Consider the following 11997-nt stretch of genomic DNA (forward strand, 5'->3'; position numbering starts at 1 on the left):
TGAACGGATATCACCGGAAATGCTGAACGGGTATCCGCCGGAATATGCAATTTAAGTGATGTAGAAAGGTTGTTTCTAATGGTTCAAAGATACTAAAATGAAAGCAAATCACAACTAAAGAGTAGAAGGTGTCTGTTATTGATAGTTGTTTCTAATGGTTCAAAGATACTAAAATGAAAGCAAATCACAACATATTGAGACTTTTTATTCTAGAAAAAAGTGTTGTTTCTAATGGTTCAAAGATACTAAAATGAAAGCAAATCACAACATTGTAATCAAAAAAGAGATATATTATGAGTTGTTTCTAATGGTTCAAAGATACTAAAATGAAAGCAAATCACAACTAGGAACTAGTTCACACAAAGTAGGTGTAAGTTGTTTCTAATGGTTCAAAGATACTAAAATGAAAGCAAATCACAACAGGTGTTTATTTTGTATGTATGATTTGTTGTTGTTTCTAATGGTTCAAAGATACTAAAATGAAAGCAAATCACAACAATAAGATTAATCTTAGTTTTTTACATCAAGTTGTTTCTAATGGTTCAAAGATACTAAAATGAAAGCAAATCACAACACAAGAAGACGGGAGCTCTTGGAGTGATAGTTGTTTCCCGTTGTTTAAAGATACTAAAAGTTTTTCTATATTTAAATATCATTTGTCCCTATAATAACACATAAAAAGCTGCCTCCACACCAGAGTGTTGGAGACAGCCTTTCTTCATTAATAAAACCTATAATTAATCAACCAAAGGGAACATAAAGCCTTTTCCATCATTGTCGTCAAACTTAGCCCCTGAAGGAAGAGGGAGATGTTTGGCATTGTTACTGAAATCCCAAAGCATGGTTTCGTCCTCGGTGATTTCTCCTGTTTCAAGGTTGCGCTTCTTTCCGTTCAACGGATAATACAGCAGCAGATTTTCGTCACTTCCGTCTACCGTTTTCCACATGAACTGCTTCAACTGCTGGGGTGTGCGGGCTGTCTTCCAGAAACGGATTTCACGAACCAGCTCATTCGTACCGCCAATCCAGAAACCCACCAGACCGTAAGGCCCTGTACGGATTTCACGGTCGGCCACCAGTTCGCCATTCACATATACGTAATTTTTCTTACCGTCGTACACGAAAGCTATCATGTACCAGGTGTCGGGCTGCGCTGTAAAGACATCCGCCGGCACGTCAATCTGAGAACCACCAGTCTTAAACTGAAGTTGGTCGGGACGGATAGTCACGTCACCGAAGCGAGGATAGATTTCATCGAGTGCACCGGACCCAGACACGAGTTTGGTACCACAGATGGAACGGTTGTTGCTCTGGTATGCACTACGGTTCACCATAACCTCCATCGTCCACTGGTCCACCTTGAAATCGTCCGGGAACATCTTGGCATCTTCACTGCCGTATCCGTCAATGCGAAGACACTTCGTCTTGATGCGCTGCTCCAGTACAATCAGTGATTCAGATTCACTGTCAATCACGGGTACCGTACCGCCCCCCAGTTTTACCGGCAAGGCGTAGCTTCCCTGCAAGGAGAATTTCACATCCTTGAACTTTACCGGCAGATATTGCAGTGTCTGCTTGGAGTTGAACACCACTTCCTTGCCCACCTCATACATTTCGGGCGGAAGCATCAGGTAATCCGTTCCGTGCTTCTTGTTGTATGCTTCCAGCTGCTCCTTGTTGCCGGCCTCTACCGTCACCGTCTTAGTATCATTTTCCTGCTGTACCAGTGATACGGTGATAGACTTCACGTCGACTTCCTTTCCTTCTTCCACGAATACCTGAGAAGATTCGCCAGTCTTGATGTAAGCCCCCTGTGCCGACCGGTACTCACTGGTTGCATCCTTGTATAATTCATTCTGGCAGGAACAAATCAGCAAGGTTCCTGCGAATATGCTGAAATATAAATTCTTTTTCATAATTCAAATTTTAATCTAACTTACCCGGATAAACCACATTTCCCAAGCGCAAGGCTTCTCTGAGCCATTTGTAAGGAGGTGTATTTCCATAGTCGTATTCCATGTGATACGTACCGATGCCACCGATGCGTCTGCCGTCGGGAAGGTCCAGCGTGGCATAATCAAAAATCTGACGTCCTTCCGGATAAGCATTGATTTCCGGACGTACGCTGGTGTACTCATCTACTCCACCTGTCTGCCAGCCTTGCTCAAACTCTACGGTGATAATGGTCTTCCGCTCCCAGTTTTCAAGGTGAGGCTGATTGATTTTCCTAAGGACCTGTGCGGTGGAACGTTCCCAGTATGCCTGATAAATATAGTGGTCGATGTACTTGGAAGCCTCGGTAGAAAGTTTCTCAGGCTGACCGTCCATTACCAGCATTCTGCCGGCCGGACGCAAACGGTCTGAAAGGGTTTTGATAAATACGAACATGTCCGTATTGCCCGAAGTTTCGCTGATCATCTCACCGTTGGCCATCGAACCTGAATGACCATAGCCGGGCTCATAGTCAATGTCGAAACCGTCCAGGTTGTACTTCTCAATGGTATCGCAGATGGCATTTGCATAGGCCTTCACGCCTTCCACAAAATTGCCCCCTCCTTTTTCTTCAATCCAGTATTTCTTCGGTTCCTGTCCCGGAGGAGTCATCTGGTCGCCCAGGTCCTGTACAATCCAGCACAACAGCGCTTTTCCGCCCTTGATTTCCTGAAAGAACTTCAAGTCTTTTTTCTGTTCTTCCGAAAGGTTTCCACGCGTACCCCACAAGGATACGAAGTCCACGCTGTCGGGCAGCATCTTCAGGTAGTTCTGCGCATTGCTGCCTCGTCCGGTCCAGTTGCCGAACCAGCCGAATCCCTTCACATGAGGCGCCTGACGGTATTCTCTCAGTTTGGCAAAATAGTCACGCATGGAGGGAGTCAGGTCGGCTTCACTTTCCGCCTCCAGCAAGGGAATGTATTTTTCCAGGTTCTCCTGGTTTTCGAACGTTTCTCTTTCAGGCATGTTCCATTCGGAACAGGCCACGAAGCCTGCCGCCAGCAGCAGGGCTCCTGCATATCTTATGATTTTTTTCATCGCTTCATTTGTTACACTTTTCCATAAAACTCATTTCTCATTTCGGCTGTTTGGGACGGTTGTTGCGCACCCACCACAGCTTGGTTGCTCCCTGGTCTTCCCCACCCAGCAGCGCAGGCACTTCCGACATGTTGGGATTTGTACCATATTCTGCCGGAGCAAAGCGGAATCTTTCGGGCGTAATGGCATCTTCTTCACCTCCTATGCTCACGTAAGCTTTGTCATAAGCCGGTTTGAGCAGGTAAGGATAGCCCGTCCGGCGATATTCAGTCCAGGCTTCCACGGCATTGGGATAGAGTGCCAGGTATTTCTGGGTAATGATTTTCTGCAACTTCACTTCGTCCGAATCCGCATCGTTCCACTTGGGAGACACATTTCCGGTAGAAAGCTTGCAGGAATACTGACGGTTGTAAGGCAACATAGACCGGCTGATGTCATAAGGAAAGTCTGTAACCTCCAGATAGGCAGCCACTCCGCTTACTCCGTTTTCTTCGAACGACTTGGTAACACCTTCTTCATACAGTGCTTTCGGATTACCTCCTGCCAGTTTGTAAAGTGCGGCTTCTGCCTTCAGGAAAGACACTTCCGAAGCACGCAACCAGAACAAAGGAGAAGCCGCATCGACCTTGGGCTTGGAGGCTCCCGTCTTGGCTGCGGAGCTAAGGGCATTGTTGTTCGTAGGAGGAAGAGGCATGAAATAGCCGTAAGAATCGGACGTGAACAAGGCACCCAGACGCGGATCGTCATACCCCTGCATGTAGGCCCAGATGGTAGCTCCCAGGCGACATTCTCCGTAGTCCTCTACAGTCGGCAGCATGGAGTTCATCAGCGGCAACTTGTCCGTACTCCGTATTTTGGCCTCCTGTGCCACGGTTTCAATGACACCTCCGTGAGAAGGGTCAAGGGCGAACGTGATGTATTCCTTTGCCAGTGCCTCGTCCTTGAAATGCACGCGGACGGCTATGCGCAACATGAGCGAGTTAGCCAGTCGTACCCAGTTGGAAGCGTTTCCGTTATAAATTACATCGTACGACGGAAGCACTTTCGATGCGGTATTGACCAGCAGCAGCGAAGCATCCTTCAAATCGGCCAGCATCGCCTTGTACACGGTCTCCTGAGAATCCAGTTTCGGGGCAATGTCTCCGTTGCCGGCATTGGTATATACAATCGGGCCGAACACATCCGTCGCACGGAGCCAGGCAGTCACCTTGACAATGTTGGCTACAGCCTGCACTTCCTTGTCGGCAGGGTCTTCCGAATTCTTCGTATGCTTGTAGATGTCATTCCATGCACGGAACAGTTTCGAATAGAAATTCTGGTAGGCATAGCTCATACGGGCATCCGTAAAGTTCCACGTAGCCTCCGTGTTGAAATTCCAGTTGTTGTTCATGCCCCAGTAACCGATGTAGTTGCCGGCCGACATGATGTCCGTATTGGCCAGGTCGTTACCCGGTCCTGTCGATTCAGTGGGCGAACCGATGGGAATAACCAGCTTCTGCATGTCCATGAAAGGAGCCCCATACAGCAGTCCGCCCGTCTTCATTCCTTCTTCCGTCACACCATAGATATTTGTATTGATCTGCTCATAGTTGCAAGATGCAAGTGCCAATACGGAGAATACAGGTATCAAATAGTTTCTTATCTTCATATTATACGTTGTTTTTCATGATTTGTTAGAATCCAAATTTAAGGCTCACTCCATACGTGCGCTGGCTGGGCAACATAAAGTAATCGTATCCCTGTCCGAAGGTACCGGTAGAAGCCGTCAGTTCCGGATCAAAAGGAGCTTTGTTGTAAATCATCCAGAGGTTGGTGCCATACACGGAAAGGTTCACGCTATGGAACGGGGTACCCTTGAACCAGGAATTAGGGAAGGTGTATCCCAGACTGGCTTCCTGCAGGCGGACGTTGGTAGCAGAGTACACATTATACGCATCCAGGTTCACCACCGATTCATAATAGTCTTTTGGCTGAACTGCCACATTGCCCACCATGACTTTTCCGGCATCGCGTGCATCGGCCGAGGCCTGCGACACACCGAACTGGTCGAGCACGGCCTGTGTCTTGGATATCACGATACCTCCCAGACGGGCAGTCACAAGGAAGTTCAGGTTAAAGCCTTTGTAGGTAAAGCCGTTTTTCCAGCCCAGGTTCCACTTGGCATTGACACTACCCAGCTTGTAGGGTTCCGTAGATTCCGTGGTTATGGTCTGGCCTTCATTGTACACGATGTAGCCATCCTGATCACGTTTCAGGCGTTCTTCCGCATATATCGTACCCACTTCTTCTCCTTCGCGCAGGCGGAAACGTCCCACCTTGATGTCGCTCAGGTCGAGTGCCTCTCCGGTCACGGGGTTCTTCACGTTCGAAGCCAGTTCGATGATTTTATTGCGGTTGGCAGTAGCTGTCAGCGAGGTACTGTATGAGAAATTGCCAAAGGTCTGGTCGTATCCCAGCGTCAGTTCGATACCCCGGTTTTCCACGTTACCAGCCTGCACGAACATATAGTCATAACCCGACGTTTCCGACAGCTTGGCTTCGAGCAACTGGTCGTAGGTATTCGATTTATACAGCGTCACACCCAACGACACGGTATTGTTCAGCCACTTGGAGTCGATACCTACTTCATAAGAGCGGGTTCTTTCCGGCTTCAGCTCCGGCAGCGGATAATACTTGAAAGGTTTGATTACACCACCTTCAATGGTGTGCGTTATGGTGCCGGGAGTCAGTCCGGTGTAAGGAATAGGCGAACCCACCTCCGTATAGGAAGCACGTACTTTCAGGAAGCCCAGCACCGGTGAAATGGACTGGCGCATGGTTTCGGGTAACAGGTCGGTTACGATGGCCGAAAGTCCGACAGAAGGATAGAATATCCAGGGCGACTTGCTGTTGACCAGCTGAGAAGGCTTGTCGGCACGACCGGTCAGTGTGAGATACACGGCCGATTTCCACGAGATTTCCGCAGAACCGAACACACCGAGGTTCATCTTACGGTTGTCACCACCCGTCTGTGAAGGCACACCGGTAGAAGGGTCTATGTTGTCATAGGCAAACAGATTCGGCACCAGAAGCAACTGTCCACCGTATCCTCTTCCCTTCGTATCGTATTCTTCAAAAGAAGCACCCACGTTGACATTGGCATAAAAGTCTCCGGCAAAAGGCTTCGAAAGGTTGGCCATGATGTCTGCATATTTCTGGCGGAAAGTCTCATTCGAATAAGCATAACGTCCCAGCGGCTTGGCAAACGTACCGTGTGTAGAGGCATAACGCTTGTCTTCCTTCTCCGTGTAGGTATTATCCAGACGGCCTCGTGCACTCACGTTCAGGTAATCGGTAATTTCATATTTCAACGATGCATACAGCATGTAGCGGTCTTTCACCTCAGGACGCAAATTGCGGTAAGCCACCCAGTAAGGGTTCTGCACAGCCATACCGAAGTCGCCCGGTGTCCACGACTGCACATTGTAGCCCAGCTCGGCATCATAGCGTTCGAAATACGTTTCCTTCTCAAAATTCTCTCCGCGCGGATACAGATAAGCTCCCAGAAGAGGGTTGAAATACGTACCGTAGGACAGCATGTTGTTGTAATACTCACGCACGTAGCTGGCAGACAAGTCCATGGTCAGCTTATCGTTGAAGAACTTGGTGGTATTTCGCACCATGGCATTGTAGCGGTGGTATTTGTTGTTGGGCACGATACCCTTGGCATTGACCGCCGAACCGGACACATACGTCTGGTTCTTGTCATTTCCCACAGACAGATTAAAAGAGTTGGTAAAAGTGGTTCCGGTATTGAAGAAGTCGGCCGGATTATATGAAGAAGGTACCGGCAGTTTTTCTCCCCACGAGGCAGCCTCCCCACTCACGTTTCCGTAGGTGTTCTGAAAGCGTGGCAGCACGAAAGGATTCGAGAATTCAGCCGATGACGACACGTTGACACTCACCTTTCCGGCAGCACCTTTCTTCGTGGTAATCAGGATGACACCGTTGGCCGCATTGGCTCCGTAGAGTGCAGCAGCCGAGGGACCTGTCAGCACCGACAGACTTTCAATATCTTCAGGGTTGAAGCTGGCAATACCTTCACTCGACGTACGTCCTGCACCGAAGCCCGTACCGTCGCCTGTGCGGTCGGCCTGATTGCCCATGGGCACACCGTCAATCACATACAGCACGTTGTTGTCTCCCTTGATAGACTTGTTTCCACGCATCACCACGCGGGTACCTCCACCCACACCCGAAGCACTACGCTGGATACTCACACCGGCTACTTTTCCGTTCAGGCTGTTCACGAAGTTGGCATCCTTCACCTTTGTCAGCACATCATTCTTCACCTCCTGCACGTTGTAGCTCAAAGCCTTCTGTGAGCGCTTGATACCCAATGCCGTTACCACTACTTCATCCAGTTGTTCGGTATCTTCCTTCATGACCAGAACACCCAGTGTTTCCTTGGCAGAAACCGTCAGGTTCTGATACCCCACGTAAGAGATTTCGAGTGCGGCCCCTTCGCCTGCGGACAAGGTAAAGTTCCCGTCCATGTCGGTAATCGTACCGTTTCCGGTACCCTTTTCCAGCACGCTCACCCCTACCAGAGGTTCTCCGTTGACGTCAACGACTGTTCCACTCACTGTGATTTTGTTTGCTTGCGCCGACACCTGTACGGGAGACGCACTGGCTCCTCGCGGAAGGTTGGCATAGGCCGCATTTCCTCCCTGACTTATCAGCAAAAGGAATAGCAGCTGAGTAGCTCTTTCTATTTTCATAGATGATTTAAGATTTTGTTGGACAATTAAGTTTAGTTATCGCGGTTTAGTGGTACCCTGAGGAAGGGAATTCCCCTCCTCAGGTACCGGTAAAAAAAAGTCTAGTTTGGTTTTTGTTAAAAAAATGGGTGTAACATTCCTGCACAGGTACTTCCCTGAACTGTAAAAACAGTCTGCGGGCCGTATCTGTCCTGCTTGTCAGTTGTATTCTCCAATTCCAGAAGAACGCTTTCTCTATCCTTTTAAATAATGATACAGGCTCGGTTTATTATCGGCCTTACGAAGTGATTTTTTTCTGTAGTTTAGCTTAAGCTCGTTCAGTTTGTGTCCGTAAAAACAAGGTCGGTAGTTTTATCGGGCTGCAAATATATGCAATTTTTATAAACTTACAAACATTTATAAAAGAAAAAGAGAAAATCAACGATATTTATACCGTTTGATTTTCTCTTATTTTCCGTGATTCCGCTGCGATTCGAACGCAGGACCCACGCCTTAGAAGGGCGTTGCTCTATCCAGCTGAGCTACGGAACCATCCTTGTAATTTGTAAAGCTTTCAGTGATTCCGCTGCGATTCGAACGCAGGACCCACGCCTTAGAAGGGCGTTGCTCTATCCAGCTGAGCTACGGAACCATCCTTAATTGCGGTGCAAAAGTATACTTTTATTTTGAATTACACAAATTATTCGGCGGTTTTATGCAAACCTGCAAACGGTTTTTACGTTTTCTGCACGCAAACCATAGGTTTTCCAAGGCGAAACCCTACGTTTTCCGGACGGGAAACATACAGTTCCGCACCGGAAAACATAGAAAGCTTCCAGGCATTTTCAGCATACCGCAGGAAGATTTCCGGATATACGTGCCACGGCTCTCCCCTCACTAATCGGCCGTTTCCTGCGGTTTTTCCGCGAAAATTCCGTAAGTTTGTGTAACGAAAACCCTAAAAACGACATCACACATGGAACAGCATCCCCAGCTTTTAGTCTACAAGGCTTCTGCCGGCTCCGGCAAGACCTTTACACTGGCGGTACATTATATAAGACAACTGATTGAAGACCCGTATGCCTACCGAAGGATTCTGGCTGTGACATTCACTAACAAGGCGACGGCAGAAATGAAGGAGCGTATTCTGGAACAACTTTACGGCATTGCTACGGCCGATGAAGGTTCGGAGGGCTACCTGAAGGAGATTCAGAAAACATCAACCAAATCGGTTGAGGAAATCCGGGAATCGGCACGCGAAGCATTACGGCACATCATTCATGACTACAGCCGTTTCCGCATCGAGACCATCGACTCGTTTTTCCAGTCGGTGATGCGCAACCTGGCGCGTGAACTGGAGTTAGGGGCCAACTTGTCTATCGAACTGAACAATACGGAAGTGCTGAGCGATGCGGTGGATGCCATGATTGAGAAGCTGGACCGGCGCTCACCGGTGCTCTACTGGCTGCTGGAGTACATCGAGGAACGTATCGTGAACGACCGCCGCTGGGATGTGTCGAAAGACATCAAGGGATTCGGACAGAATATTTTTGACGAGAGCTACATCGAGAAGGGAGAAGGACTGCGCCGGAAACTGGCCGACCCGAACTTTATTCCTTCCTACCGGGATGAGCTGAAAAGTATCCGCGAAGAGGTGCTGGAATTCATGAAGGGATTCAGCGAACAGTTTACGGGCTTGCTCGAAATGCACGGACTGACTCCGGCAGACCTGAAGAACGGCTCACGGGGCATCGGCAGTTATTTCAACAAGCTGGCCAACGGGAAACTGAGCGATGACATCCGCAATGCCACCGTGGAGAAGTGCCTGGAGAGCGAGGAAAACTGGACAACCAAAACGTCGGCCCATCGTGATGAAATCCGTTCGCTGGCGGCTTCGGAACTGATACCTTTGTTAGCGGAAGCGGAAAACCGTCGCCCGCAGAACAACTTGCTGCTCAACTCGTGCGACCTTTCGCTGCGCTACCTGAACAACCTGCGTTTGCTGGCACACATTGACGAGGAGGTACGCTTGCAGAACCAGGTGCACAACCGTTTTCTACTGTCGGATACCAATGCCTTGCTCCATAGCTTAATCAGAGAGGGAGATGCCTCGTTTGTCTACGAGAAAATCGGTACCACCATCGACACAGTGATGATTGACGAGTTTCAGGATACCTCGCGCATGCAATGGGAGAACTTTCATCTGCTGTTGCAGGAAAGTTTGGCACAGAAGGAAGGCAGCCTCATCGTGGGCGACATCAAGCAGAGCATCTACCGCTGGCGAAGCGGCGACTGGAAAATCCTGGCGGGACTGGGCAATGACCGGAGTTTCCGCATCAAGGAATGTACGCTCGACACGAACTGGCGAAGTGAGGCGCGCATCATCCGCTTCAACAACGAGTTTTTCACGGCGGCCTGCCAGACACTGAACCGGCGCTATCAGGAAGAACAGGGCATGCCTTGCGCCCAACTGGAACAAGCGTACAGCGACGTGCGGCAGCGTTGTGCCAAGAAGGAGGAAAAGGGCTTCGTAAAGGTGACCTTCCTGCAGGATTCCAAGGAGAGGCCTTACACGGAAGCAACCTTGGAACAGCTTGCCGAGGAAGTGGAACGCCTCACCGCAGAGGGTATCCGCCTCAACGAGATGGCCATTCTGGTGCGAAAGAACCGGAGTATCCCCGACATTGCCGCTTACTTCGACGAACATACCCCCTACCGCATCGTATCCGACGAGGCGTTCCGGCTGAGTGCATCGCTGGCAGTGAGCATGCTCATCGACGGACTGCGGTATCTTTCTTCACCCGACGACCGCATCGCACTGGCGCGACTGGCGGTAGCTTATCAGCAAGGAGTATTGCGCAAGGACATCAGCCTCAACACGGTGCTGCTCGACGATCCGGCTCGTTACCTGCCGGCAGCCTTCCAGTTGCAGGCTAACGAACTCCGTTTCATGCCACTGTACGAACTGTTAGAGAAGTTGTTCGTGCTGTTCGACATGCAGCTTATCGAGAAGCAGGATGCATATCTCTGTGCCTTCTATGATGCAGTGACGGAATACCTGCAGAACAACTCGTCGGAGCTAACAGCTTTCATCCGTTTCTGGGATGAGAAACTGAACGCGAAGACCATCCCGTCGGGCGAGATTGACGGCATCCGCATCTTGTCTATCCATAAGTCGAAGGGACTGGAGTATCACACGGTGCTGCTGCCGTTCTGCGACTGGAAGATGGAGAACGAAACGAACAACCATCTGATATGGTGCAGCGTGGCAGGCACGGGAAAGGAAACCGACATTCCGCCGTTCAACCGCCTGGACATCGTACCGGTGAACTATTCAGGTGCCATGGCGGAATCGGTGTATCACGACGATTACCTGGAAGAGAAATTACAGCTCTGGGTGGACAACCTGAACCTGCTTTACGTGGCGTTTACACGCGCCTGCAAGAACCTGATTATTTTCGCCAAAGCGGGACAGAAGGGCACGGTTTCAGAACTGTTGTACAACAGTCTGCCGCTCATGCAGGAAGTGGAACTGCCGCTGGCACAGGAGAATCCGGAAGACGATGCAGTGGGCGAATACGGGGAACTCTGCACGGCGCACGATGAGAAGAAGGCGGGCAAATCCAACCGGCTTTCGTCGCCCCGCGAGGGAGTGCCCGTGAAGATGGAAAGCATCGAAACGCACATCGAATTCAAGCAGTCAAACCGTTCGGCCGACTTCATTCAGGGTGATGACACGGAGGACACTCGCGGACAATACATCCGTCAGGGGCAGTTGCTGCACCAGGTGTTTGCCCACATCGAAAAGGCGGACGACCTTCCTTCGGCACTGGAACGGCTGAGTTTCGAAGGGGTGTTCGAATCGGAGGGACAGAAGCAGCAGATTCAGGGACTGGCGCACTGGGCCTTGCAGCATCCTGCCGTGAAGGACTGGTTCAGCGGTACGTGGGAGCTTTACAACGAGTGTGCCATTGTGTACACCGACGAAGAGGGACAGATGCAGACACGCCGCCCCGACCGCGTGATGCGGAAAGACGGACAGGTGATCGTGGTGGACTTCAAGTTCGGAAAGAAGAACGAGGCTTACCGCGCACAGGTGCAGGAGTACATGGACTTGCTCACGCAGATGGGCTACACCCATATCCGGGGATTCCTCTGGTATGTGTTTGCCAATGAGCTGGAAGAAGTGACGCTTCCGGCCTGAGTTTATTTTTTCACAACGATATTT

Annotated in this window: 5 protein-coding genes, 2 tRNA genes and 1 CRISPR repeat array; of the genes, 1 reads left to right on the forward strand and 6 read right to left on the reverse strand. The window is 49.9% G+C overall.

The features are described 5' to 3' along the window. The first annotated feature begins 68 nt into the window (after nt 1-68). A CRISPR array of direct repeats spans nt 69-574; the repeat unit is 47 nt; unit sequence GTTGTTTCTAATGGTTCAAAGATACTAAAATGAAAGCAAATCACAAC. A 163-nt stretch (nt 575-737) separates the two neighbouring features. The 6 genes from DXD04_RS14145 to DXD04_RS14170 all read right to left on the reverse strand — a co-directional run bounded on the left by DXD04_RS14145 (nt 738) and on the right by DXD04_RS14170 (nt 8421). Then, nucleotides 738-1916 carry a BT_3987 domain-containing protein gene (locus tag DXD04_RS14145; RefSeq protein WP_117673853.1) on the reverse strand — a complete coding sequence of 393 codons (1179 nt, stop codon included), beginning with the start codon at nt 1914-1916 and terminating at the stop codon, nt 738-740. Between the two features lie 10 nt (nt 1917-1926). Beyond that, complete coding sequence (locus DXD04_RS14150) at nt 1927-3030, reverse strand: endo-beta-N-acetylglucosaminidase family protein (protein WP_117673854.1); 1104 nt, start codon at nt 3028-3030, stop codon at nt 1927-1929. A 37-nt stretch (nt 3031-3067) separates the two neighbouring features. After that, nucleotides 3068-4678 carry a SusD/RagB family nutrient-binding outer membrane lipoprotein gene (locus DXD04_RS14155; RefSeq protein ID WP_117673855.1) on the reverse strand — a complete coding sequence of 537 codons (1611 nt, stop codon included), beginning with the start codon at nt 4676-4678 and terminating at the stop codon, nt 3068-3070. A 25-nt stretch (nt 4679-4703) separates the two neighbouring features. Next, a complete protein-coding gene (locus tag DXD04_RS14160) occupies nt 4704-7790 on the reverse strand; it encodes a SusC/RagA family TonB-linked outer membrane protein (protein ID WP_117673856.1) in 3087 nt (1028 codons plus the stop codon). Between the two features lie 457 nt (nt 7791-8247). Then, nucleotides 8248-8321, reverse strand: a tRNA-Arg gene (locus tag DXD04_RS14165). Nucleotides 8322-8347: 26 nt separating this feature from the next. Beyond that, nucleotides 8348-8421, reverse strand: a tRNA-Arg gene (locus tag DXD04_RS14170). 324 nt (nt 8422-8745) lie between these two features. Between DXD04_RS14170 and DXD04_RS14175 the strand changes: the two genes are divergently transcribed. Next, nucleotides 8746-11973, forward strand: coding sequence for a UvrD-helicase domain-containing protein (locus DXD04_RS14175; protein ID WP_117673857.1), 3228 nt, complete (start codon nt 8746-8748; stop codon nt 11971-11973). Nucleotides 11974-11997 lie beyond the last annotated feature (24 nt).

The organism is Phocaeicola plebeius, from assembly GCF_003437535.1.
Lineage (GTDB): Bacteria > Bacteroidota > Bacteroidia > Bacteroidales > Bacteroidaceae > Phocaeicola > Phocaeicola plebeius_A.